Annotated in this window: 15 protein-coding genes; 9 read left to right on the top strand and 6 right to left on the bottom strand. The window is 44.9% G+C overall.

The genetic code is table 11. The annotated features are described in order from the left end of the window. Window positions 1-171: 171 nt before the first annotated feature. The 3 genes from QT996_RS17060 (at window position 172) to QT996_RS17050 (ending at window position 5,466) form a co-directional block, all read left to right on the top strand. Window positions 172-1,266, top strand: coding sequence for a geranylgeranyl reductase family protein (locus tag QT996_RS17060; protein WP_333047889.1), 1,095 nt, complete (start codon window positions 172-174; stop codon window positions 1,264-1,266). A 371-nt stretch (window positions 1,267-1,637) separates the two neighbouring features. After that, entirely contained in the window at window positions 1,638-2,090 is a 453-nt protein-coding gene (locus QT996_RS17055; protein ID WP_333047888.1) for an NADAR domain-containing protein, read from the top strand. Between the two features lie 370 nt (window positions 2,091-2,460). Then, complete coding sequence (locus QT996_RS17050) at window positions 2,461-5,466, top strand: GAF domain-containing protein (protein ID WP_333047887.1); 3,006 nt, start codon at window positions 2,461-2,463, stop codon at window positions 5,464-5,466. A gap of 7 nt (window positions 5,467-5,473) precedes the next feature. Here QT996_RS17050 and QT996_RS17045 read toward each other — a convergent pair whose 3' ends face one another. Further along, window positions 5,474-6,250: a pentapeptide repeat-containing protein gene (locus tag QT996_RS17045; RefSeq protein WP_333047886.1), complete on the bottom strand. Its 777-nt coding sequence runs from the start codon at window positions 6,248-6,250 to the stop codon at window positions 5,474-5,476. Window positions 6,251-6,510: 260 nt separating this feature from the next. Further along, a complete protein-coding gene (locus tag QT996_RS17040; protein ID WP_333047885.1) occupies window positions 6,511-7,155 on the bottom strand; it encodes a pentapeptide repeat-containing protein in 645 nt (214 codons plus the stop codon). A 1,090-nt stretch (window positions 7,156-8,245) separates the two neighbouring features. On the opposite strand from QT996_RS17040, the gene QT996_RS17035 reads away from it, so the two are divergent. After that, the gene (locus QT996_RS17035) at window positions 8,246-8,683 is read left to right on the top strand and encodes a helix-turn-helix domain-containing protein (RefSeq protein ID WP_006632106.1); all 438 of its coding nucleotides are present in this window, start codon (window positions 8,246-8,248) and stop codon (window positions 8,681-8,683) included. Between the two features lie 297 nt (window positions 8,684-8,980). Here the strand turns inward: QT996_RS17035 and QT996_RS17030 are convergent, their stop codons facing one another. Continuing rightward, entirely contained in the window at window positions 8,981-9,334 is a 354-nt protein-coding gene (locus QT996_RS17030; RefSeq protein ID WP_242723064.1) for a metal-sensing transcriptional repressor, read from the bottom strand. A 178-nt stretch (window positions 9,335-9,512) separates the two neighbouring features. Here QT996_RS17030 and QT996_RS17025 point away from each other — a divergent pair, with 178 nt between their 5' ends. The 5 genes from QT996_RS17025 to QT996_RS17005 all read left to right on the top strand — a co-directional run bounded on the left by QT996_RS17025 (window position 9,513) and on the right by QT996_RS17005 (window position 19,528). Continuing rightward, the gene (locus QT996_RS17025; RefSeq protein WP_333047884.1) at window positions 9,513-10,757 is read left to right on the top strand and encodes an HhoA/HhoB/HtrA family serine endopeptidase; all 1,245 of its coding nucleotides are present in this window, start codon (window positions 9,513-9,515) and stop codon (window positions 10,755-10,757) included. 666 nt (window positions 10,758-11,423) lie between these two features. Then, window positions 11,424-13,841, top strand: coding sequence for an EF-hand domain-containing protein (locus tag QT996_RS17020; protein WP_333047883.1), 2,418 nt, complete (start codon window positions 11,424-11,426; stop codon window positions 13,839-13,841). 344 nt (window positions 13,842-14,185) lie between these two features. Beyond that, on the top strand, window positions 14,186-16,597 hold the full coding sequence (gene hsdR, locus QT996_RS17015; RefSeq protein ID WP_333047882.1) for an EcoAI/FtnUII family type I restriction enzme subunit R: 2,412 nt from the start codon (window positions 14,186-14,188) through the stop codon (window positions 16,595-16,597). Then, a complete protein-coding gene (locus QT996_RS17010) occupies window positions 16,594-18,027 on the top strand; it encodes a class I SAM-dependent DNA methyltransferase (RefSeq protein ID WP_333047881.1) in 1,434 nt (477 codons plus the stop codon). Before hsdR ends, QT996_RS17010 begins: the two co-directional genes overlap by 4 nt. Further along, window positions 18,020-19,528, top strand: coding sequence for a restriction endonuclease subunit S (locus QT996_RS17005; protein ID WP_333047880.1), 1,509 nt, complete (start codon window positions 18,020-18,022; stop codon window positions 19,526-19,528). Before QT996_RS17010 ends, QT996_RS17005 begins: the two co-directional genes overlap by 8 nt. 154 nt (window positions 19,529-19,682) lie before the next feature. On the opposite strand, the gene QT996_RS17000 is transcribed toward QT996_RS17005, so the two are convergent. The 3 genes from QT996_RS17000 to QT996_RS16990 form a co-directional block, all read right to left on the bottom strand. Further along, complete coding sequence (locus tag QT996_RS17000) at window positions 19,683-20,876, bottom strand: glutathione S-transferase family protein (RefSeq protein ID WP_333047879.1); 1,194 nt, start codon at window positions 20,874-20,876, stop codon at window positions 19,683-19,685. Between the two features lie 338 nt (window positions 20,877-21,214). After that, window positions 21,215-22,096 (bottom strand): tetratricopeptide repeat protein, encoded by an 882-nt coding sequence (locus QT996_RS16995; protein ID WP_445243865.1) that lies wholly within the window; start codon window positions 22,094-22,096, stop codon window positions 21,215-21,217. 355 nt (window positions 22,097-22,451) lie between these two features. Beyond that, the gene (locus QT996_RS16990; RefSeq protein WP_333047877.1) at window positions 22,452-25,703 is read right to left on the bottom strand and encodes an ATP-binding protein; all 3,252 of its coding nucleotides are present in this window, start codon (window positions 25,701-25,703) and stop codon (window positions 22,452-22,454) included. Between the last annotated feature and the right edge of the window lie 225 nt (window positions 25,704-25,928).

The raw sequence follows: 25,928 nt of genomic DNA, 5'->3' as shown, positions 1-25,928 counted from the left end.
CAGGGGGAATAGGAATAGTTTTGAAATTGCCGAGATCCGGCAGCGAACAACGAGCAGACACTTAATGATTTGTGAGTTGTGAGTTAAAAACTCAAGATTTAACACTCATTAACTTACCAATTCCTCCTGCCCCATGACCAATCACCCATTACCAGTTACCCATTACCCAAAATGTTTGATTGCATTATTGTCGGTGCGGGTCCGGCAGGCAGCACAGCAGCTTATCACCTGGCAAAGCAGGGACGTTCTGTTTTGGTAGTAGAAAAAGCATCTTTGCCCCGCAATAAACCTTGTGGCGGCGGCGTAACTCCTGCGATCGCCCAATGGCTCGATTTTGACCTGACGCCAGCTATTTCTCTGAAAGCTAACAAAATTAGCTACACCTGGAAAATGGGAGACCCGGTGGAAGTGGAGATACGTTCGCCAATGTGGATGGTACAGCGAGATGTATTTGACGATTTTTTAATTAAACAAGCTCAAAAAACTGGTGCGGAACTTAGACACTCTACACAAGTTAAAGGAATTGAGTTTAAAAATTCTGTTTGGGAAGTTAAAACAAACTCAGAACCTGTTTCTGGCCGCTATTTGATTGCTGCTGACGGTGCCGGCGGGCCGATGACTAAGTGGCTAGGATTGAAAGAACCAAAACTTTGTTTGAGCGCAAGTTTAGAAACTCGCTCAATCAAGGGTAACGCCATCAATTTCGATTTTGGTACTATAAAAAAAGGTTTTATCTGGAGCTTTCCTAAAGCTGACGGCTACTCTTTGAGTATTGCTGCGATGCGTGGTGACAAACCAAAAGATATCAAGAAAATTTTGGCCGACTACGCAACTAAGTGCGGTGCGGATGTTAGTGTCAGCAACGTGCGGGAACACGCCATGAGTCTGTGGAATGGCGATCGTAAATTGCACTCGCAAAATGCCCTACTCGCAGGAGACGCAGCCTGTCTCGCCGACCCCCTGTCCGGTGAGGGAATTCGACCTGCAATATTTAGCGGATTTAAGGCCGCTAAGGCGATCGATCGAGCTCTTGAAGGTGCCGACGACGCCCTAGAGCAGTACACTCAATCGATCGCCCAAGAATGGGGAACTGATATGGTTTGGGCCGAGCGCTTGGCTAGGGCATTCTATCAGTTTACAGGAGTTGCTTATAGAGCGGGCGTCAAATTGCCGATGACTACTCAGTTGATGAGCAAAATTTTGTGTGGCGAACTGCGTTATGCCGATATCGCTAACCGCGCTTTTAACAAGCTGATGCCGTTTTAGAAGGAAGTCCGAGGGAATAACGCATATTGTTAAATCCCCATTGCTTATTCTTCATTTCCAATTCTTAATCGTTAATTTAAAAATAGGAATTACCCATTATTCCTCATAAAGCCAGGTGATTCCTAGATTTTTCCTTGCCCAACCCCCTGTTTTCCAATAAACTAGGTTTAAAAGCGTAACTGCTATTTTAAATAAAGTCTATGCGAGGATTTTTTAATACAAGCCCCGCGCTGCTTATACGATAAATCTCAAATACTCCTGGAGGCAAAAAGTGGTTTGACACGTTACTAAGAGCGCGGTAAGGCGCTTCAGGGGCAGCTTAAATAATTACATTCTACCTAGATCCTGTAAAATATAAAATCTCAAATCTAATGATAATTTATTTTTATAAAGTAGAGGAGCCTTACGGCTGTTTTTCTAATTTTTCACTACACGACATTAGCCTGCACGGTCAAGATTGGTTGACGGTGGAACATTACTATCAAGCCCAGAAATTTGTCAGCGCTGATGAAAGATTAGTGGCGGCGATTCGATCTGTAGCAACTCCCCAGGAAGCCGCCAAATTAGGCCGCGATCCGAACCACCGGATTCGCGCTGATTGGGAAGCCGTGAAAATTCCCATTATGCGCGAAGCAGTTTTAACTAAGTTTCTCACTCATACAGACATTCAAGCGATTCTCCTCACCACAGGGGATCGAGTGATTGTCGAGGATTCGCCAACGGATTACTACTGGGGGTGTGGCTGCGATCGCACCGGTCAAAATCATTTGGGTAAAATTCTGATGAGCGTGCGCCAAGAAATTAGTCAACGCTTTGCGCGCTGATAGAAACTCAAATTCTTTCGTTAATTATCATTATATGAAGTTATACAACAAATGTCAAGTTATCCTAACAATAAATAATTTTCATAGTAAGAGTTTAATATTGCGAGAAATTTATAAGAGCATTAAAATAATAATTATTATTTGCTTAAGTCGCTCTGTCTGTTGAAGGCAAGGATTCAATCGGCGCGATCGCAGATTTTCCTGACCCCTGTGTCCCCGAGGCGATACACCGTCGTCTCTCAAGAGTGCGCCCCCGCTAAATTGTACAGATCGGTTGAGTCAAAAAGTCAGGCTGATACATTTGAGTTTGATTGCTCCAACAGCCAATCAAAACTTCTTATTATCATTATATAATTACCAAAGGAGATGTATGCAAGTTACTGAAAATACCCAAGCATTACATTATAAACTAGAGAGAGAAGTTTTGGTACGGCGGATAACTGAACGCATCCGTCAATCTCTAGAATTAGATGATATTTTAACCAGTACGGTAGGAGAAGTGCGGTCTTTTTTGAAAACAGATCGCATTATGATTTACAGGTTTAGTGCCGACGGAAGTGGAGAAGTTGTGGCTGAGTCAATTAATAACAACTGTCTCCCTTCCTTGAAAGGACTGCACTTTCCCGCAGACGACATTCCCGCGAGCGCCCGGGAGATGTATGTCACTTTGCGCCAGCGGACAATAATAGATGTTAACTCCGGCACGATCGTCCTAAGTCCCCTCGATGCGGCAGACACTGGTCAACCTTTAGTAAAGGAAGAGATGCACTACCGAGCGCTCGATCCTTGCCACACCGCTTACCTGATGGCAATGGGAGTGCAATCTTCCTTAGTCGTGCCGATTTTGCACCGCAGGATCGCGTCGGAAAACAGCAAAACAGATATCTGCGAGGCGGCAACGTGTCTGACTCGATACGAACCAGGAAATAATCAAAAAATTCACATCGAACTGTGGGGACTTTTAGTGTCTCACCACTGTACCCCCCTCAATATTTCACCAGCAGATTTAGAAGTAGTTCAGCTCGTATCAGATCAATTGTCTAGCGCCATAGCCCACGCACTCCTCCTGCAGCAAACCCGCTCTCAAGCCGCCCGGGAAGCCACCGTGAGTCGCATAGCAGCCCTGTTGTACGGTCACGTCAACATTCAACTGCAAGAGGGCTTAGAAGCCACCGTCACCGCTTTGGGTGGCAGCGGCGGCAGACTCTATCTCAACCCGCCGAAAATCAACGGTGAGAAGTTATCTGCTCCCAAGATTGAAGGAGGATTGTCAATCGCCCCGGCTCACAGTGATGCTACCTTTGAACTGTTCACCACAGGAGAACAACCGACACTTCCGAACTGGGAAAAAATTAAGGCGATCGAAGCTCATCCCCTCTGGCAGGAATGGCTAACCAAAGGATTCAAAAATACCAAAGAAATTCCCACATTACCAATTCTTAATAATTCTCAATTCCCAGTTTGGATAATTACAGACTTATACAAAGAACCTCTATTTAGAGTTTTAGTTCCTGGTTTCCAAGCTACTAAAATTAGGGGTTTGCTCGTAATTCCCCTCCACTACCAACACCAAGTAGTCGGCTGTTTGACCATTTTCCGCAATGAAATTGATACCGAAAAAATGTGGGCTGGGCGCTTTGACAGCAGCGCTGCACAAACCCTTCCCAGACAATCTTTTGAAATCTGGCGAGAAATAAAAAAAGGTCAGTCGCCAGAGTGGAAGTGGGAGGAGATCGAGCAAGCTTTAGCTATAGGCAGCCAATTTTGTTCGGCAATTGGGCAGTACGTTCTTCATAAAGAAGTGCAAACCCTGAATGCCAACTTGGAGCGCCAAGTTCAAGAACGCACGGCCCAGTTGCAACAATCCTTGGACTTTGCCAAAGTATTGACGCGAGTTAGAGACCAGATTTGCAGCACCTTAGATTTAAAAATCATACTGCAAACTATTGTGCGAGAAGTGAGAGTTTTGTTGGATACCGATCGCACGGTAATCTACCAATTTGCAGCCGACAAACAGGGCGAGGTAGTTGTCGAAGCTGTTTGCGGCCAGTGGCCGTCCATTTTAGGTATCACAGCTCCAGAAGGATGCTTTCCCGAAGGCTCAGACTGCTTTTATCGAGCCGGACGGGTGCGAGCAATTAATGATATTTATACTGAGGAATTAACACCCTGTCACCGCGATTTTTTGGAAGAGTTGCAGGTGAGAGGAAGTTTAATTGTGCCCATGAGAGGCAAAGATTCCCAATTGTGGGGGTTGCTGATTGCCCATGAGTGTTCGGGGCCAAGAGTTTGGCAAACAGCAGAACAGGAATTGGTGCAACATTTAGCGGCTCAAGCTGCGATCGCCATTCACCAAGCAGAACTTTATCAAGAAAGTCTCAATGCAGCAACTGCCGATCGATTAAAAGCCGAACAGCTAGCTAAAACCGTCACAGAACTGCACAATACCCAAGCCCAACTGATTCAAACCGAAAAAATGTCCAGTCTCGGACAACTGCTGGCCGGAGTCGCCCACGAAATCAATAACCCCGTTAACTTTATCTACGGCAATCTGTCCCACGCCAGCGAATACACCAAAGATTTGCTCTGCTTGGTGGAACTCTACCGCCAGCACTACCCCAATCCCAACCCACAAATTAACGAGTGTTCCGAAGCAATCGACATCGAATTTCTTGCCGAAGATTTGCCAAAAATTTTGGGTTCCATGACAGTCGGAGTTGAGCGCATCCGCCAGTTAGTTGTATCTTTGCGTAATTTTTCCAGAAGCGATCAAGCCGAGAAAAAAGCCGTTAACATTCACGAGGGCATCGACAGTACCCTGTTGATTTTGCAGCACCGGATCAAAGCCAATTCTGATCACAACACCGTAGAAATCATTAAAGAATATGGCAATTTGCCCTTAGTAGAATGCTATGCCAGCTCGCTCAATCAGGTATTTATGAATCTGATCGGTAATGCCCTTGACGCTCTAGAAATGGGAAAAAAAGACGGAGTTATGAATCTTCCCTTTAAGGCGGCAAGTGCAGAGGCGACACATTTAAGCTCCCAAAAACTGGCTATCGAGTCAGGAGATATAAATGCCACCACCGAGTGTTTGATTCCTGATTTCCCATCCCCTTGCATTCGGATTCGCACCCAATTAATCGATGAAAAAACGGTAGGAATTAGCATTGCAGACAATGGTCACGGCATCCCCAAAGAGTTAATTTCTCACATATTTAATCCGTTTTTTACTACTAAACCCGTCGGTCGGGGCACGGGTTTAGGACTGTCTATCAGTTACCAAATTGTAGTTGAGAAACACCAAGGCGTACTTAAGTGTGTTTCTGTACCCGGTCATGGTACAGAGTTCTGGATCGAGATTCCCCTGAATTAGGCAACCGTCAAGGCAAGATTAGCTTCACCAGCACAGAACCTATCGATCCCAGAAGACTCATAAAGTCGCCGCGGCTGGAAGTGCGGGGCTCCGTAGGCTTTTGACGTGCAACAATGGCTTCGGCTAACTGCTTTGACAACTCCTGACCTTGGGGGTTTCCTTGAGCGACAAATAGTTGGTTTGCTCTGGCCGCGTCTTGAGCCGCACCGCTGAAGTCTCCCAAGTCAGCGCGAGACATACTGCGGGCAAAATAAACGGCTGCTAAATCGGATTTCAGATTCAGGGCTTGATTGTAATAATCAATGGCGTTTCTGTAGTTTCCTGCTTGAGCTTCCAGCACTCCCAACCGGTAGAAGTCTTCAGCGGTGCCGATATTGGTTGGCATTCCTCTAACTCCGAGCAGTTGCGCGTTAGTTAAATTGGCGTTGAGCAAATTGGCGTCGCTGAGATAGGCACTTCTCAAGTCAGCACCGCTGAGGTTGGCACCCGTGAGGTTGGCCCCTGTCAGGTTGACGCCAAACAGGCTAGTGCCGCTGAGGTTGGCACCGCTGAGGTCAGCCCCGGTGAGGTTGGCTCGACTGAGGTTAGCCAACCTCAAGTCAGCACCTTTGAGATTGGCTCCGGTTAAGTTGGCTAAAACCAAGCCCGCACTGCTGAGGTCGCAGTTGGGACACTCTCGGGTGGCTAGTAATTGTTGCGTGTGTTGGATGTTCTCGGCGGGTGCAGGAGCGATCGGGGCGATCGCGCTCAGCAGCGTTACAGCAGCGAGGATTCTGAGTTTCATTTTAACCGTCCAAAATCCAAAATATTAAATCTAAAATAGCTTTTATCCAAGCAATTGAAAATCACCATAACACAAGTTCACCCAACAAATCTTTTGACTTGTCGTATGTAGGAGTTCTGCGCGCCATCAGCACCCTAAATTGAAGTTATCCGCCTTACCTGAGTGTCAAATAAACACTTAGCTGCCAATAAATTAGGGTAATGAAAACCTCATTACCCTTTAGCCGCTGTTCTCGGCAACCATAAAAATTAACAAATAAATTAGTCGTGAATCGTGCCGTCGGGCATCGTTGTACCCTTAAGATATACTCCGCTCAGGTTAACTTTTGTAAGGTTTGCTCCCAACAGGTTTGCTCCGCTTAAGTCTGACGCACTTAAAATCGCGTCAGTCAAGTCTGCCCTAATTAGACTCGCCCCCATTAAGTCTGCTCCGCTAAGGTCTACTTTGCTCAAGTTTGCGCCAATTAAATCGCATTCTGTGAGCACCGCCCTACGCAAGTTTACTCCGTAAAGATTTACTCCGTGCAAGTCTGCACGGCTGAGTGTTGCCCGAGATAAGTTGGCTCCAATTAAAGTTGCTTGGATCAGAGAAGCTCCGCTCAAGTCTGCTTTGCTGAGGTTCGCTCCCATCAACTCAGCTCGATGCAGGTTAGCTTCAACTAAAAGTGCTGCTGTAAGGTCGGCTCCACCTAAATCTGCTTTGCTCAAATTAATCTTGCACAAATTGGCTTTGCCAAAGTTGACTCTGTTGAGTTTCGCTTTGCTGAGATTGGCTCCAATCAGGTCGGCTTCATACAGATTGGCTCCAATCAATTCTGCTTCGTAGAGGTAGACCTCGTGCAGGTAGACCCCGCTAAAATTTCTTTCTCCTATTGCGTATAGCTTGAGCAGTTCGTCAACGTTCATTGTGGCTTCTCTACACCTTTTAAATGAAGAATACTGTCAGCACGCTGGTTGCACCGGATGTTCTGCAATTTTAGATTCTGAAATATTCACACCCAGCCTCAAACTTCCCTCAATCGGCAAGGTTTGAGTAGAAATTAGATGGTTTGGTGAGGGTGAAGGACAAAGCTGCATTCTATTTTCACTTTGGTGAAAAATTAATATTTTAAAATTTTAACAACAAGTTGGATCGCACTTCCTAACTAAATCCCAAAGATGCTACGTGGAAACTCCGATCAATCGAACCCATAACTTTTTGTGGCTAGTTGAGCTTACTGAGTACATATGTGATTTAGATCACTAAGAAGTGCTAGTATTATCACATAGAAACAACCTTTTCGATCACAGCAGGCGGGGCAAGATAGCCGATAGTGTTACTGTAATGCTGAGAAATTGACAATCCCACCCTCGCCGTGTTTTACTCAACTGGCGATCGAGTACGTAGTTTCACAGATACTTGCCCGCTTGCTGTGAAAGTCGGTTGCAACATCACTCGGCGCTACCCGCTCTGACCCATGAGAGTGCTGATATCTAAGGATTTCTCGCATAGCGAAAGCCAAAAATGCACTCGTGGGACTAGGGGAATGTCTGTATAAAAATGCGATCGCTGGTGTACAGACATTAGCCTGTTGGCTAGCTCCTAATGACTAAAAACCGCCTATAGGTTCGCCAAAAATACCAATAAATACCAGGAAAACCATGATAGATGTTTAACAATAAGAGAATAAATGGTATTCCTTAAGAGTAACCTATTGCCGCTAATGTTACAGTCGCTCGGTTAACGGCTATCAGTATTAGCAATGAGGCTTGTCTAGCAAATACAAAACAGGTCTAGAAGCCGGGTTTTTTACAAAAAAAAATCGTTGCAACCTTTGCTCCAGGTTAAAAGAATCCGGTTTCTAAGCATCAGAGTGCGTCCAGGCATGAAAAAGTTTAATGAGAGCCTTTTGGTATTGCTTCATGGCAAACAAAAGGCGAGTATTTAGGATACGAGCAGATTTTGCTCCCTTGTCAAACAAAGCTATTGTAGAACGTGAATCGTGAGGTAATTGATATGGCTGGAGTATGTAAACTTAGCATCACAGAGACAATTGAAGAACTAAAAAACCTGTTAACTGAACAAAAAACAGCAAGCGGCTTTCAAAAAATTCAAGCACTTTACCTGTTCAAAATTTGTCACGTTAAGACAGTTAAAGAATTGGCAATGACGATCGGGGTAAATCGAATTACAGTGCAGCGGTGGCTCAGAAAGTACCGCTCTGACGGACTCGAAGGACTCCTCGAAACAAAGCACAGCGGCGGCCGTAAGCCGGCCATTCCTCCTCTGGCCCGCGCTAGTTTGGCAATGCGCCTCAGTGACCCCCAGGAAGGCTTTAAAAGCTATGGAGAAATTCAAGAGTGGTTGCAGCAGGAATACAGCATTGAAGCTTCCTATAAAGCGGTTTACGCCACAGTCAGATACCACCTAAAAGCCAAGTTGACGAAAGTCTAGACAGTTCATACTACGTCGGATTAATCACTTGTCATCTAATTGTTTGCAGTCAGCCTTTGAAGATTTTTAGGACTTGCGTCGTCACGACAAACCTAACGAATTCTTTTTCAACAAAACTCGCTATTATAAACTGCGAAGCATATAAATTATGTGTTGTAACGATTGGGGTGAGGGGGAGAAGATTTGATGCTTTTCCGGCGTTTTTGAAAGCTGCTTAAAAAATTGGTCATAAATCATAGCTTGCAAGTTTTGTCTAATTTGCAGGTTTTGTTATATGGAGGTAAAAATTGGCAGGGGCTAAGGCAAAAACCGATCCAAAGCCGCTTTCAACTCTTCTATTTCCGTATCGATATTACCTTCTTTAGCGGCTCGGGCAATGCACTCCGTTAAGTGTTCGTCAAGAATGATTCTCGCTACGCGATCGAGCGCGCCTCGAACCGCCGCAACTTGCACCAGAACTTCGGGACAGGGACGATTTTCTTGGACCATTGTTTTAATGCCGCGGACGTGTCCCTCAATCCGAGACAAGCGATTGACCAGCCGCCGCATCGATTCTTCATCGTGATGGTGAGGGTGGGCTGATTTATCGTCGTGATGGTGGTGGGAATTTGAGGGCAAGGATTTGTCAGTAGAAGTATCAGATAGAATCATTGGGGTTACGAGAGAAAATTTAAAAGTTAGAATTCAGAATATGTTGAGTTTGTGCGGGCTCGTGACTCATGTATTGTAACTGTCAAAATATATTTAGGATCTTCATAGTGCCAGATTATTGAGTCCGCACGATCGCACACGTTTACCAGACTAACCCAGACTAACAAAGATTGACGCTATGCGACTATTTAAGTTTTTTCGCCCCGCACCTCGAACGGGTGCTCGTTGGTTCGCCCTAATTTTAGGAATGACGATCGCCCTGAGTGCTTTAGCAATCAATCCTGCACCCGCTGCTGCAGCTGATGGCACCAATCCGCCCAACTTACAGTTCCAGAGTTTCCCAGCCACCGCCGCGAATCCGCAACAGTTAGCGCTGCGGAGTCCGGAACTCCCGGGGGATACTGGCAGTTTTGTGACGGCGGCAGTCGATCGAGTCGGGCCAGCAGTTGTCCGTATTGATACTGAGCGCACTGTCAGCCGCAACATCGATCCGTTAATGGAAGACCCCTTCTTCCGCAGATTTTTGGGAGAAGATTTGCGTAGCATGACCCCCAGACAAGAACGGTTGCGCGGTCAAGGTTCCGGCTTCATTATTGACAAAAGCGGGATTGTTTTAACCAATGCTCACGTAGTTGACAAAGCCGATCGAGTGACTGTCACCTTAAACGACGGCAGGACATTTCCAGGAGAAGTCCAAGGTACTGACGAAGTAACAGATTTGGCTGTTGTCAAAATTAATACCAAGCAATTAAACCTGCCGACGGCAACCTTGGGAGATTCCGACGCGGTGAAAGTGGGAGATTGGGCGATCGCCGTGGGCAACCCCCTGGGATTTGACAACACCGTCACCTTGGGCATTATCAGCACCCTCAAACGCTCCAGTGCAGCCGTCGGCATTCCCGACAAGCGGCTCGATTTCATTCAAACCGACGCCGCCATCAATCCCGGCAATTCCGGCGGCCCGCTGTTAAACAGCAGAGGAGAAGTGATTGGCATCAACACGGCGATTCGAGCGGATGCAATGGGTATTGGCTTTGCGATTCCGATCGACAAAGCCAAGGCAATCTACGCGCAGTTAGCCAAGGGAGAACAAGTCAGCCATCCGTTTTTGGGGATTCAGATGATTGCTTTGACTCCTGAAATGGCCAGAGAGAATAATTCTGACCCCAATGCTCCTTTAATTGTGCCGGAAGTGAAAGGGGTGTTAGTGATGCGAGTTGTGCCAAATACGCCTGCTGAGACAGCAGGCGTTCGCAAGGGGGATGTGATCGTTCAAATTGACGGTGAGGCAGTGACTGAACCCGAACAGTTGCAAAATTTGGTGGAAAACAGCAAAATCGGTCAAACTCTGCAACTGAAGGTGCGCCGCGGTGCCCAGATTAAAGAACTTGCGGTTCAAACTGCTCAACTGAGGGATTTTTAACTAGAAAAGGAAGGGGGGAAATTTGTTAAAAACCCCTCTTCAACTCGATCGCGTGCTGGGCAGAAAAATTGTTCACAAATGAAATAGGATTGCTATCATAGATGATTTAAATTCACTCAACTATGACCGAGTATTGCGTCTACTTTTAACTTCAATCCTGATGCAAAAGGCTCTCGCCCTTGAGTCTATGCGATCGTACTATAACCGCTTCAGCTCAAATCCGCGCTTCATCGGAATTACAAAGTTGAGTCAAGTGGCGACCCTATCTCTCTTCGAGATATTAGGGCAATTTTCTGTTTATCAACTCACTTTAAGCTGTCAAATGTCAAGAGTCACAACTCTTGCTCCACTTAAATCCTGATGGCTTTCTAACTATTTAGTTTACCAACAAAAACGCCCAATCATTGCGATAACCCTGGCAACTATGCTGAGTTATAGTATCATTTGTAACCGTTTCGTAATTCATCATGAATTAAAGTAAGTCGGTTCAAATAAACATTACATGATATGCAGAATTTTGCACTCATCACATCTCTCTTAGTATATATTCTAGGCTAAACCAGCCCCCTACAAAAGCTTACAAAATATTATTGTTTTTTTGTGATTACCTACTTATATTAGCCATAATTAATAGACATAAAATAAAAATATCTGGGAGAATTTAGTATGACCTCTGTGGAATTTGAAAAAACAGGCATGACTGAAGAAGAGGAGGCAAAGTTATGGGAAGTGTTCAAAGTATTGGACGCGGACGGGAGCGGTGCTATTTCATCAGAAGAACTCGGTCAAGTGATGCGATCGCTAGGCCAGAGTCCTAATGAAACCGAGCTGCGCGACATGATCGAAGAAGTGGACGTAGACTTGTCGGGCAGTATCGATTTTGAGGAATTCAAAATCCTGATGGTGTCCCAGCAAGGCGATCGCCAGAGTCGTCTCAAAATGTCATTTAGTGTATTTGATGAAAACGGTAGCGGTCAAATCACTAAAAACGAGATGCAGGATGTGATGAGCCCGTTTGGGCTGACAGAACCAGAGCTCGATGAGATCATCGAAGAGGCAGACCATGACGGCAATGCCTTAATTGACTTTGAGGAATTCTGCACACTAATACCCGATGAGCCAGAGATCGCAAGAGGAGATCAAGACTTGCCGGTTCCGGTTGTCAGTGCACAGACAACCGAGATTTCAGATAGTACAGTGGCTGCGCTCGAAAGTATAGCCACTGCTGTCAACGAGGCAGCTTCTGCCACTATTGAACCTAATCTACAAGATCTACAAGAACCACCCACCGATTGCAATCGAGAAATAGCGCGGCTAAAAGAACTACTCGCCCAACACCCACAAGCCCAGAAGAAGCGCGGTACGTCCCGCTTGGAGATGCAGATTGGTTTGTTTCGTCTGATCCAGGGAGCAGCCTACCGCAGCTTCCGCGAGAGTTTCTGCGCCAACCACGAGACTCACCTGTGCGTGAGAGACTTGCCATACAGAATTGCTGATTTTGTGCGATTTGTCAGGAGTACGATCGCCCTTTATAAAGGATTGGGTGTAGTAGAGTCGGCGTGCAACCCTCTACTGGATGCTGTAGTTAAATCGCTCGAAGATGAATATGCCCGACTAGAGCATCGCATCAAGAACTGGAAAACCATAGAAAAAACTCCAGAAATGTTGGCCCAAGAACAAGCGATGTTGCAGGCGCGGGATAAGTCTGCCACCGCCAAGGAGAAGTTTGGCGCGGCAGTCGAGTTGGCAATGACCATCAAAAAGGATAGTCTCAACTTGCGTGACATTGCCGAGGGTGTGCTTGCCATCAACGAACTCAACCGACTGCGAAACCTGGAGCTGAGTGAGAGCATGGCAGCGCCACCAGCCAAATCCGAGGGAGATCCCAAGGAGTACCTGAAGAAGTGGAACCGCGTCATCCTCTCGGAGGCATTAGAGGAAATAGATGGTGCGATGATGCCAGTAGCATATTGGTATGAAGACTTTATGCCGAAGTTGCTGGCTGCCTTCAGCGTCATTACCGCAGCAGACATTCCCTTCAACACGGTACCTGACGAAGCAGCTTTAAACGAGTGGTACGAAGCGACTAAAACGTCAGGGGAATTTGGGCGCTATGGGGCGGATGTTGCAGAAAACTTTCCCCAATGCGCTCCAAAACAGAAGCTGATGCTTCAACAGGCATGGCGCTTGACGCACCACTACCTCAATGGGATACAGAAACGGCGCGAACGCTTAGAGTCTGGGCGCGAGTCTGGCGAACTCTCGCAATATGTGGCGTTTATCGATGTTTATATCGATCGCACTGAAGTAAAGAATTCACAAATGCGGGTCAGCTTCCCTTACTATATTGGCCCTGCGGTGTGGCGTTTCTTGCACACTACGGCTGAGATAGTCTCTACCAAGACCCCAGAACAGCAAAAAACTCTGGTGGCTATCTTCAAGCACTTCTTCAACCTGTTTGCCAGTATGTATCCCTGCCCCTACTGCCGCCACCACCTCAACGCCTACGTCGTGCAGAATAAGGAGGTGGAAATTTACCCTGTGGAGTACCTCGTGCTGGGGCGCGACCCGCGTCTGAATAGCTTTGAGGTATCAATGGAGGCAAAGCTGTCCACTGTAGTAGATGGCCCGTCCCTGCGCTTATTCTTCTGGAAGTTGCACAACACTGTCTCCTCATCAATTGCGCGATCCGAGGAGTGGTATCAAAAGGATGAGGAAGCATTCTACACCACCCGTTATTGGCCCAGCATGGAGTCTGAGCTAGCACAAGCCAAAGCCCTCAAACAAATCAGCATTGCCACCGATCGGATGTACCGCCTCTACGGTATCCTCAAGCCCGCAGCACGACTGACTGGGGTGAGAGCAATATTGCATAAGTTGTTGGATAAGAGGGATGAGGAAGGCATCAAGGAGGTATGCTTAGTTGCTCAAGATTACATCCAGGAGTTGGACGAGGCGATCGTCACGGGGCAATTCCTACAAGAGATATACTACTTTGATCCTGACCTTGTGGATGAAGCTCCAGTCTTTACTCCTGAAGAAGAGGAGTTTGCTCGAAGCGGTTTGTTCGTTGAGGCTACTTGAATATCAGCCAGTAAAAAGTTAAGCTTTTAAAGCTTAACTTTTTAGCGATTATAAAAAACTAGACAAATTAGCGTGATTAACATTCTGAGTGGATTTATACCAGAAGGAAGCAGGAAAAAGTCGATGTAAAAATGCAATTCCAGGCAATTGTTTGAGCGATCTAGAACGTCCTTACTGTCTTGGTGGCGGTTGCTAGGGAGGTGACAATGCTAATAAGTTTTTAGAGTTGGCTGTTAGTGGTAATGCCAATGTAATTGTTACGGGTGATTTGGATTTATGGGTATTAAATCCTTTTCAAGCAGTAGAAATTCTTCCTCCTATAGTTAAGATCGGTGACATAAAAGATGACTAATAAACGAGAGCTTTCAGAACAGGATATTTGTACACAGTATATTTTACCGGCTTTAGTTCTAGCGGGGTGGGATATTAGCAAGCAAGTCCGAGAACAGGTTTATTTTACTGATGGTCGAATTTATGTTAAAGGGAATCTAACCCAAAGAGGTAAGGCTAAAAAGGCTGATTACATTCTTTATTATAAACCGAATATACCGATTGCTGTTATTGAAGCCAAAAAAAATATTTATCCTCTTGGTGCTGGTATGCAGCAGGCTTTAAACTATGCAGATATTTTAGATTTACCTGTCGCTTTCAGTTCTAATGGGGATGGTTTTTTAGAGCATGATAAATCGGGCTTTTCTAGTTTAATTGAGCGAGAATTAAGCCTTGATAATTTTCCGAGTCCTGATGAGATTTGGCAAAAATACAAGAAATTTAAGCAGATTGAAACGTCTGAAGCGGAAGAAATAGCCAGCTTTGATTACTTTTTTGATTCTCAAGGTCGCCAGCCGCGCTATTATCAGCAGATCGCGATTAATCGGACTGTAGAAGCGATCGCCAAAGGTCAGAATCGTTTACTATTGGTGATGGCAACGGGTTCGGGTAAGACTTACACCGCTTTCCAGATTATTTATCGGCTCTGGAAAAATGGCATCAAAAAACGAATTTTATTTTTAGCTGATCGCACCTCTTTAATTAGTCAAACCAAACGCGGTGATTTTAAGCATTTTAAAAATAAAATGACAGTGATTAAAAAGAAAGTAATTGACACCGCGTTTGAAATCTATTTATCCTTGTATCAGGGTTTGGTTAATTATGATGATGAAGATGCTGATGCTTATCGAGAATTTAGCCGAGATTTTTTTGATTTAGTCATCGTTGATGAATGTCATCGAGGGAGCGCAGCCGAGGATAGTAAATGGCGAGAGATTTTAGAGTATTTTAGTTCGGCAACTCAAATCGGATTAACGGCAACTCCAAAGGAAACTAAGGAAGTTTCTAATATTGAATATTTTGCAGATCCGATTTATACTTATTCTCTCAAACAAGGAATTGATGATGGTTTTCTCGCACCCTATAAGGTGATTAGAGTTGGTTTAAATGTCGATTTAGAAGGATATCGCCCCGAAGCGGGTCAGCTAGATAAATCAGGGGATTTAGTCGAGGATCGAATTTATAATCTCAAGGATTTTGACCGGAATTTAGTTATTGATGAACGGACACAAGCTGTGGCAAAAAGAGTGATGGATTTTTTGCGACAAACAGATGTTTACTCAAAGACAATTATTTTTTGTGTTGATGTAGAACACGCGGAGAGAATGCGACAAGCGATCACCAATGAAGCAGGAGATTTGGTCAGGGAAAATTATAAATATGTGATGCGAATTACTGGAGAAGATAAGGAGGGTAAACTGGAATTAGATAACTTTATTAATCCAGAAGAACGTTATCCGGTGATTGCGACAACTTCTAAGTTAATGACGACGGGGGTTGATGCTCAAACCTGTAAATTGATTGTACTGGATTCTAATATTCGTTCTATGACTGAATTTAAACAAATTATTGGACGTGGAACAAGAATTAATGAACAATTTGATAAACGATTTTTCACGATTATGGATTTTAGAAATGTGACGGATCTGTTTTCGGATCGAGCATTTGATGGTGATCCGGTGATGATTAAGGAAATACGGGATGATGAGGAATTTACACCAGAGAATATTATCGGTGATCTGAAAGGTGAAATTATTGATCAGGAGACGGGCGAAATAGTTAGTTTTGATCAAAATAATGATCTTCCTGAAAATCTAAAACCAATAATTATTTCTGGTGGTGAAATTACTACAGAAAAACAGGGAAAAGTTTATATTGCTGGCGTAGATGTAACAATCTTAAATGAGCGGATTCAATATCTCAATGATAATGGGGATTTGGTGACAACGAGTTTAAAAGATTATACTAAACAGAACTTGCTGCGAGAATTTAGCAGTTTAGATGAATTTTTAGCTTGTTGGAATGAGGCGGATAAAAAAAGTGCTTTGATTGCAGAACTGCGAGAACATGATATTATTGTTGAGGATTTACAGAGGGATCTTAAAAAAGATTTGGATTTATTCGATTTGATTTGTCATATTGCTTGGGATCGTCCCCCTTTAACTCGCAGGGAACGGGCAGAAAATGTCAGAAAACGAGATTATTTTACTCAGTATGGCCCACAGGCGCAGGCCGTGTTAGATGCCCTTTTAGAAAAATATGCTACCGATGGGATCGAGAATATAGAGGAGCTTTCTGTGCTAAAATTAGAACCGCTTAAGCAATTTGGATCTCCAGGGGAGATCGTTAAACGATTTGGGGGTAAACCTCAATATGTTTCAGCTTTGCGGGAATTGATGTCTGAATTGTATCAAGTAGCAGCATGAAAAATCTGGGCGGTAATATTAAAAGTCTGCGTAATTTTATGCGGAGAGATCCGGGGGTGTCTGGCGATGGACAACGGATCGAACAGTTGGGCTGGTTACTATTTCTCAAAATTCTTGATGCTAGTGATTCAGAGTTAGAATTGCTTAGGGATGATTTTGTTTCCCCGATTCCTGAAAGGTTGCGCTGGTGTAATTGGGCGGCGGATAAGGAAGGAATGACGGGGGATGAATTACGGAATTTTATCGATCAAAAATTGTTTCCGACTTTGAGATCCCTTGATATTAGCACCGGGAATAAACGGGCGATGATTGTCCGAGAGATTTTTGAAGGTACGAATAATTACATGAAAAATGGGACTATTATTCGTCAGGTGTTGAATAGTCTCAATGAAATTGATTTTGAAAGTTCGGAAGATCGGCATTTATTCGGTGATATTTACGAAACTATTTTACGTGAACTTCAGACTGCGGGGGCTTATGGAGAGTTTTACACGCCTCGCGCTTTAACTGAATTTATGACAGAAATGGTTAATCCCCAGTTAGGAGAATTTGTACTCGATCCTGCTTGTGGTACGGGTGGTTTTTTGACCTGTGCGATTAATCATTTACGTCAGCAAGGTTTGGATGATGTACGGGATTTAGTAACCTTAGAAAAAACGATTAAGGGGATGGAATTTAAGCCTTTACCCTTTATGTTAGCGGTGACAAATTTATTCCTGCATGATATTGAAATTCCAAATCTTGAATATACTGATAGTTTAAATCGCGAATATACTTCTATTGGTGATAAAGATCGGGTTGATGTCATATTAGCAAATCCACCTTTTGGGGCTTCGGTGACTGATGGGGTACAGGATAATTTTCCCATGAGTTATCGTACTACAGAAAGCGCAGATTTATTTTTATTGTTGATGGTGCGGTATTTACATAATGGCGGACGGGCTGCTATTGTTTTACCCGATGGAGCGTTAACGGGGGATGGGGTAAAGGCGCGGATTCGTCAGCATTTATTAGAGTCTTGTAATATCCATACTATTGTCCGTTTACCTAATTCGGTGTTTCAACCTTATGCGTCTGTGGCGACCAATTTGTTATTTTTTACCAAGGGTAAACCTACTCAGGAAATCTGGTATTGGGAACATCGATTACCCGAAGGTGTGAAGGCGTATTCTAAGACGAAACCGATTAATAAAAATGAGTTTCAGTCTTTAAAACAATGGTGGAATAAACGGGAGGAAAATGAGCAAGCATGGCGGGTAAGTTTTGATAATTTAGAGAAAAATGGTTTTAATATAGATGTAAAAAATCCCCATGTTTTGGAAGTTGAAAGGGGTTATAGTTCGGTTGAGTTGTTGGCGATGTTGCATGATTCTTTTAAAGAAAGCGAGCAACTGTTGGAAGTATTAAAACAAGGTTTAAAAAATGGGTAAAATTTCTTATAGTGACCATGTAAAAAAGAGTGATATTTCTGTTATTATAGCTGAGATAATTTTTCAGAGTCTCAAGAAAACACATAATTTTTTACCATTATCTGAAGTTGTGAATACTTCAAGCGGTGGAACCCCTAGCAGAACTAATCAAAGTTATTATAATGGTGAAATTCCCTGGCTAAAGTCTGGAGAAATGAATGATGATATTATTACAAAATCAGAGGAATTTATCACAGAATCAGGATTAAAAAATTCTTCTGCCAAAATGTTCCCAAAAGGTACTTTATTAGTTGCAATGTATGGAGCAACTGCTGGTAAAACAGGAATTTTAGATATTGATGCTTCTACAAATCAAGCTGTATGTGCAGTTATACCAAAAGATAAAAATATAAATAGAGATTTTTTATTTTGGTTTTTTAGAGCAAATCGTTTTTATTATATTGATATTAGTCGTGGTGGCGCACAACCAAATATAAGTCAATCAGTTATTGGAAATACTGAATTTCCGATTGTGGAAGAAGAATTACAAAAAAATATTGCTCTTTTTTTATCGAATCTTGAGCAAACAAAAGAAGCTAATTATTCTTTAATTCCTTCATATTTATGTAAACCAGTAAAATTAACTTTTGATTATTTATCTTGTTTGCAAAAATTAAAAAATGAAAATGAAAAGCAATCAGATATAATTTCTCAACTAAAACAGGCGATTTTACAAGAGGCTATTTCTGGTCAACTAACAGCAGAATGGCGTAAACAAAACCCAATTAAAAAAGGTAATCCAGACACCGAGGCAGCCGCACTCCTCACCCAAATAAAAGCGGAAAAACAACAATTAATAGCTGATGGAAAACTCAAAAAAGAAAAACCTCTCCCCCCAATTTCACCCGATGAAATTCCGTTTTCTTTACCTGATGGTTGGGTGTGGTGTCGTTTGGGAGATATTTGTGATGCACAAGATCCTAACCCTTCTCATAGAATGCCAAAATATTCACAAGAAGGTGTCCCTTTCATTTCTCCTATGAATGTTAGCAAAGATGGAAATATTGATTTTTTGAAAGGAAAGTACGTATTAGAAGAAACCTTAATTATTCAAAAAAATATATTTTCAATACAGGAACATTCTTTTGCATTTTCTAGGATTGGAACGATTGGAAAAACATTCAAGTTACCTCTGCCTCAAAACTATTGTTTATCACATTCTCTTTCTGTTATAACGCCTGTCTTAAAAGAGGAGAATGAGTTTTTTATGAAACTACTTTCTTCTAATACCATTCTGAGTCAAGCAAGCAAAGGTGTTACTCATAATACAGTACCAGATTTAGGTATGAAAACTATTCGAGCATTTCTTTGTCCCCTTCCTCCCCTTGCAGAACAAAAAGCAATAGTAGAAAAAGTTGATTATTTAATGAAAATAATAGACCAACTAGAAGCACAAATCCAACACCGAAAACAACTAGCGGAAGACCTAATGCAAACAGTGTTAAGAGAAGCATTTGAATAGCCTCCCAACTGTTACCGCAAAAATACATCTTCAATCATCGTATTCTCAAACAAAATTGACGCTATGATCTTGTGCTTGGATGCGATCGCGCTGGCAAAAGTAATCACTAACCATGCTACCAAAAGTTAATTTAACACGCGATCGCCCTAGAATCCTACACAAAATTAGCCGGATCTTGATCTCGCCGATGCTTCAGCAGAATCGGAGAACCTTGGCCATCACCCACCAAAGCCGCCGTTTCCTCCAACGCTTCCCTCAATCGCTTGGCCGCGTAGATGGACATATCGCGGGGCACATTCACCCGATCGCGCAAATACCGCAAAGCCGCATCAGAACCACTCGGCGGCGTACAAACTTCGCCAGTCATCATCAAAGTTAAAGCACAACGCAAAGCCTCATCGAATAAATTGTCATCAGCAGGATTGACTCGAACGATGTTGCGCTGGTGCTTAATGACGCGATGAAGGGCTTCAGCGCGGGAGGTTTCCGGTTCTGGATACATCACATCCGGGAGTCCAGCCCAAGGCCCATTATCCACGCGGGCTTTATTGAGTAGCATCTGAGGTTCGCCGTTTTCATAACACCCGCCCATCTGAGGCGGTAAATCGTGGACGTGGGTGTGAAAATCGCTTTGAGTGCCGCGATAGGTGGGGCGGCTTTCCATCGCCGCAAACCAGTCAGCAAAGCGCGGGTTTTCTTCCCGCATCGAGTAGCCTTTGTAGTAGTAAAGACTGGCATTCATGCGTTCGACGTAGGGCGTAAAGATCACATCCGCAGTGCCAAATTCATCGAGGAAATAAGGCCCCGGAGTGCTAGCCAGGGCTGCTTCTACTTGGGTGACGACGCTGATAAATTGGTTGCGGTTGTGTTGTTCTACTTTGGCTGAACTTGCTGGGTAGCACAGCCAAGAGCACCAGGCCCTAAACAGCAGTCGCTCTAGCCGCCGCAGGGGAAGCACAGCAGGGTTTTCCATGCCCAAACCCAAGGGGCCATAGACTCGTTCGAGGGCGATTAAGATGTCATCGCTTTCGGTGATGATGCGGCCGTCTAGTTCGATCGCCGGTAGCATTCCCGATGGCACTTTGCGCTTGTACCAGCTTTCTTTTTCCCCATAGCAGAACATTGTAACTTTGTCAATACGGTAGGGGATTTGTTTTTCTTCTAGCCACAGCCAGATTTTTTGACAGTAGGGACACCAAGCATGGTTGTCACGGTACAGGGTGACTCGCACATCGGATTCGGTTTGTCCGAACAGTCGCAACCGGGATTGAGCGTTCGTTGGCCCGTTGACGCGATCAACTTCAAAGTCTGTGAGGGCTTCTAATTCTGTCCAGCTTAGGGGGGTCATGCGATTTTAGATTTTAGATTTTAGATTGGAGAATTGAAGACAGCAACTGCTTTCTGGCAATAATAGAACTTACGCACCAACTCTATCTGTAGGGTGCGCTGTGCGCGCACCTTACCCCTACCCATAACGTATTCAACTATTTTTTGGTCTTAAGCTGTTGCGGCATTTAAATTGTATGTCAAAAAACAATCAAAGTCTTGTGGGGAGTAGGGTTGGGCGTCCCGCCCGCCTCGAATATGCAATTTAAATGCGCGACAGCTTAGTCCTGAATAAGATAGTTGGTTATCAGTTAAAAAAGGCTTTGAGGACTGAAGTCCTCACTACAAACTTAACTACAATTAAGGCGACATTTGGGGAGGGGATGGCGCGTCTTGAATTTTAGCCAGTGCTGCTTTCATTTCGGGAGTGGCTAGCAACTTTTGGGTATCTGCAATTAAACGATCGCCCCAGAGATTTTCTTTGAGATATTCTACGGTAGCATAGCGTTTGTCAAGTTTCAGAGCTGCTTCTCCCATCGCGAAGCCTTTTTGTTTGTCACCTTTGGTGTAAAATGCTACTGCTAGAGCTAGCATTGATTCTGCTGCTTTGTTGTCGATCACGATCGCTTCTTGCCAGCGTTTGATGGCGCTATCAACATCTCCCATTTCGTATTTGGCTAATCCGATATTGTTAATAGCCGGCCACAGGTTTTTTTCTAAAGCAAAGGCTTTTTCGTATTGGGCGATCGCCTGATCAAACCGCTTCAGCTTATAAAAAGCATTGCCTAAATCAAATAATGCACCTGGAGTGTCTGGTTTCAACTTTAACCCTGCTTGCAAATATTCGATTGCTTTCTCGTAGTTCGCTTTCCGGAAGTGAGCTTCTCCCAAGACAAATTTAATTGAGGGATTTTCTGGCGACAGAGATTGAGCTTGCCCCAAAGCTTCAATGCCTTTGTCAAACTGCTCGACTTGCAGGTACAAGCTACCTAACAAAGTCCAAGTTTGAGCATTCTTGGGGGCTAACTGTGTGGCGAGTTCTGCTCTAGGTACGGCGAGTTGGTACTGCTGCAGTCTGGCTAGCTGGACGGCTTCTTCTGCAAGGCTCAAGGCCGTTTGTTCGAGTTGGGCAGAGTTGATTTGCAGGGTGTAAGGCAGGAGTGCCTGACAGGCAGCAGGCTTGGGCATTGCCCCCAAACCGAGTGCGAGTAGCAGAGATATTAAAGGAATGCGATTAGGCACTGTACAGCCCCAGAAAAAAATATAAGGGTTTCTCGATCGCCTATAATAACTCATATTTTTGAGTTTTGATATTGCTTCTTGACTCAGCACACTTCGGGGTTTTCATTTAAATACTTCTCAAATTATGTTTACACTCAGGATAACCGTTTTTCTTCACTGTTTTATAGACGACTGATCACCTCATTACAAATAGGCAAAATTATGAGTTATTATACACTGGAATGAGTTAACAAATAACTCTTCGCGGTTGACAGTTAAAGAGTTGCCAAATTCTGTTTTACCTCATAAACAATAGTTTTTTTACGGCTTGAAAAACGAGTTAATTCCTCAATAAAAACCGGGTAAATTATTTATTTCAGGAACTTGAGTGAGTTAATAAAGTCTGTTGAATTTTGTCTAATAATTGTGCTGCCGATAAGGAAGAAGGCAAAATTTTGGCAGATACTTCGTGCAGTAGAAAGTCGATCGCCTCGGATTCCGAATTTACAGCCGACCGATAATCCCAGACTAAAATTGGCAGTTTTACTGCCATTTGCCGCAAGTTCGACAGCGCCTGTAGCATCGCAGTAGATTCTGAGGGGGCATCTCGCAAGCACAGCAAAACTAAGTCAACGCTTTGATATTGCAACTGCTGCAAAACTTCTGTCCAGGAAGGAGCGATCGACCCTCGAAATCCTGCGGTGTGGATGTACTGAATCAAAGCTTGAAAGTTGGGAGTAGAAAACTTGGAATTGGGAATCTCGGCATTTGTCGATCGATCGCGATTTTCCAATTCTCCCGTCGGGTTCCCCCCAGCAGTGCGGTGTAAATCGGGTAAAGTCGAAATGTCGGCAAATAAAATGCTGGGCTTCCAACTCATGCCAGCAGCGACTTGAATCACTTGCCACAACGCACTGCCCACCAACCCGGTACCTGAAGTTTCACTGTCGTCGGGACTGCGAGTAGCCAAACAGGGAAATACCGACAATCCTTTGACTTGATTTGCCAGTTGGGTAGTTGCGGGGTCTAAAGTCACCAAGGGGAGAGAACCCAAATTTCGAGATCGACTTAACTGTTCGATAAAAGCTAATGGGTTTTGCAGTTGACTTGTACCGTCCAAGACGATCGCGTCGGGCCGCCAAATTCGTGCCACAAGTTCTGCTTGGCCGAGGTCGTCTGCTTCTAAAACGCGGCAGTAGTTGGGGTTGAGCAGTAAAGCGGAACCTTGAGAGGAACTGTTTTGCGGGCTGAGCCACAACACGGTTAAAGAACTCCTCACTTTGGCGCTACTAGCATTACTTTTGCCGATCAAGTCGGTCAGCAGCCGCCGCAAAGCGGGTTCTTCCACAGGCAAGCTCAAAAAGCCTTCGGCTCGGTTGACACTGGCCCGTTCTTTTTCGCCTCTGGTTGCTGTGACAATCGCCGGAATCGATCGGGTATCCGGGTCACTCTTGAGCAGCGTCAGCACGTCCCAACCGGACAGCAGCGGCAGCAGCGGGTTGAGGAAAATCGCTTCGGGACTGAACCTGCGAGCTTTTTCCAGCGCTTCAGTGCCGGAACGGGCGACTATTACTTGGTAGCCCAAACCTGAGATGACGTTGGTTAAATCTTCGATATATTTGGGAACTGCTTCGACTATTAATACTAAACGAGAGCGAGAATTGGCGGTCAGAGTCGGATATTGAGGTTTTAATAATTCTTCCTCAGTCACTCCCGGTGCCGGGACTTCTTCACTGTTGTTTCCCGGAGGAGTTGGTGGCAGCAGCAGGGTGAATTGAGAGCCTTGGTTTTCTGAGGAAATAAACGAAACGTCCCCGCCGTGGAGCCGAGCTAGGCGTTGAGTCAGTACCAGTCCCAGTCCGGTTCCTTGAAAACGCCTGGTGAGAGGACTTTCTAGCTGTTGGAATTTCTGAAAGATTAGGTGCTGTTTGTCGGCGGGGATGCCGATGCCAGTGTCCCACACTGTGAATGCGATCCAGCCTTCCCAAACATTTACTTTCAATCCGATTTTGCCGCCAATTTCGGTGAATTTTAGGGCGTTGGAAAGCAGGTTGACGAGCATTTGCCGCAGCCGCAGTTCGTCGGCAATTAAGTGGCTCAGTCCCGGTTCTATTTCGAGTGTAAATTCTATTTGGGCGGAGGGTTCAGCGCTTGCTGTGCCATCAGTTGGGCTCGGGGCGGGAGGGTTTTTTTCTTCTTGCTGTTGCAGTTGTTTTGCTTGTTCAAAGGCTCTTTGGCAGGTTGATACTATTTCGACTGCTTCGGGAATTAGTTCTAGCTGCCCGGTTTCCATCCGGGTCAAGTCTAATATATCGTTAACTATTGTCATCAAATGCCGCCCGCTTTTATGGATTAGTTTGGCGTAGCGTGTTTGGCGGTCGTTGAGTTCTCCGATCAATTTATCTTTGAGGAGGCTGGACAAACCGAGCACGGCGGTGAGCGGGGTTTTTAGTTCGTGGCTGATGCAGGATAAAAATTCGTCTTTTAGTCGGTTGAGGTGGATTAAATCTGCGTTTTTCGCTGCTAGTTCTTTGGCGACTAAATGTTCTTCGGTGACATCTTGTCCCATTACTAAAATTAGCTGGTCTGAGAGCGGTTGTTTGACAAATTGCCAGATCCGTTCTTGGCCTTTTTGTACGGGGCAGTCGCAAATATAGGTATCTGGTTTGCCGGCGGTGGGGCACCAAGCTGGAGCGGTTAAGGTTGAGGGGGACGCGGCAGCGTACAAGGGCAGCGGGCAACTGGTGGCTGCTGTTGAATCACGCGCGGCGAAGCTATCCCGCAGGGAATCGCCCGATCTACTTGCTCCTACTAAGCTCCTGCATTCTTTGGTGATGGCCTCTAACTGCACGCTCTGGTATTCGCTGGTTAAATGGCTTGGTTTGCGGGGCGAGTGTTTACCCAAATTTGCTGCTGGTTCTGGAACTGGTTCTGGGCCTGCTCCCAGCAAAATCCGCCACGCTGCGTTTTGGCTGACTATTTGTGCGGTAGGGGTTTGCAATCTCAGGGGCAGGGGCAGTTTTTCCAGTAGTTGGACTAGGGAGTTCAGGTTTTCTGAGGGTTTCAATCCTGCTTCTAGAAAGCGTAGTTGAGCGTCTAGGGCCGTAGCGATGGCTTCGGAAACCGGCCTTAATTCGATTTCTTTGACGGCTGTTGCCTGCTCTGTGAGGCTGCAGAGCGAGCTGCTGTTGAGTGCGGCGAATTGCAGCAGGCTCAGGCTGTCTAGCATTCCTAAAAATTGACCGCTGGCATCTGTCAGGGCGATCGGGTTGTTTGATGAAATGCCCGCAGTTTGGCGGTGTGGCAGGGCTGGGATGTTCTGTTCCTCTGTTTGCAGGTATTGCCAGAATTCATTGACGCTCATAGCGGCGGGTAATACCCTGACTGGTTCGATCGCGATCTGGCTTTCTGACAAAGGTTGCTGCCCGTCGTTTGTGCGATCGGCTCCATAAGCCCACAGGCTGCGGAGATACACTAATCCCAGCGGCTGTAGCTGTTCGTTGACTACTGCGACTCGATCGCAGTTGCAGGATCTGAAAATTGACTGCAGGGATTCTAGCGCTGCCGTTTGGAGGCACAGCGGCACTGGCTCGATAAAATTTTTGATACTGGGGCTGGTGAGTGGCATAACAAACCTGAGAGTCTGCTCGCGAGAGCAGTAATATTTTTGATGCTCAATGTAGCTGCGAATTTCTGTATCTTATTTGTTTTATATCAGTTCGCTATCAGGCTCGGTATCTGCACCGAGACCGGGGAGTTCGATGCCTACGCCTGATTTGAGGCGACTAGCAATTATTTTAAGGCTTAAGCTTAATTGCAGAAATCACGCTCAGGGTGCTTGACACAAAAACAA

The organism is Microcoleus sp. S13C4 (assembly GCF_036700865.1).
Lineage (GTDB): Bacteria > Cyanobacteriota > Cyanobacteriia > Cyanobacteriales > Microcoleaceae > Microcoleus.
The sequence above is the reverse complement of the archived record's forward strand: the minus strand, read 5'-3'. Positions and strand labels throughout refer to the sequence as shown.

Bases quoted from the DNA above. Each gene is read 5' to 3' on its own strand.
- QT996_RS17060 (WP_333047889.1), top strand. From the start codon at position 172: ATGTTTGATTGCATTATTGTCGGTGCGGGTCCGGCAGGCAGCACAGCA.
- QT996_RS17055 (WP_333047888.1), top strand. From the start codon at position 1,638: ATGATAATTTATTTTTATAAAGTAGAGGAGCCTTACGGCTGTTTTTCT.
- QT996_RS17050 (WP_333047887.1), top strand. From the start codon at position 2,461: ATGCAAGTTACTGAAAATACCCAAGCATTACATTATAAACTAGAGAGA.
- QT996_RS17045 (WP_333047886.1), bottom strand. From the start codon at position 6,250: ATGAAACTCAGAATCCTCGCTGCTGTAACGCTGCTGAGCGCGATCGCC.
- QT996_RS17040 (WP_333047885.1), bottom strand. From the start codon at position 7,155: ATGAACGTTGACGAACTGCTCAAGCTATACGCAATAGGAGAAAGAAAT.
- QT996_RS17035 (WP_006632106.1), top strand. From the start codon at position 8,246: ATGGCTGGAGTATGTAAACTTAGCATCACAGAGACAATTGAAGAACTA.
- QT996_RS17030 (WP_242723064.1), bottom strand. From the start codon at position 9,334: ATGATTCTATCTGATACTTCTACTGACAAATCCTTGCCCTCAAATTCC.
- QT996_RS17025 (WP_333047884.1), top strand. From the start codon at position 9,513: ATGCGACTATTTAAGTTTTTTCGCCCCGCACCTCGAACGGGTGCTCGT.
- QT996_RS17020 (WP_333047883.1), top strand. From the start codon at position 11,424: ATGACCTCTGTGGAATTTGAAAAAACAGGCATGACTGAAGAAGAGGAG.
- hsdR (WP_333047882.1), top strand. From the start codon at position 14,186: ATGACTAATAAACGAGAGCTTTCAGAACAGGATATTTGTACACAGTAT.
- QT996_RS17010 (WP_333047881.1), top strand. From the start codon at position 16,594: ATGAAAAATCTGGGCGGTAATATTAAAAGTCTGCGTAATTTTATGCGG.
- QT996_RS17005 (WP_333047880.1), top strand. From the start codon at position 18,020: ATGGGTAAAATTTCTTATAGTGACCATGTAAAAAAGAGTGATATTTCT.
- QT996_RS17000 (WP_333047879.1), bottom strand. From the start codon at position 20,876: ATGACCCCCCTAAGCTGGACAGAATTAGAAGCCCTCACAGACTTTGAA.
- QT996_RS16990 (WP_333047877.1), bottom strand. From the start codon at position 25,703: ATGCCACTCACCAGCCCCAGTATCAAAAATTTTATCGAGCCAGTGCCG.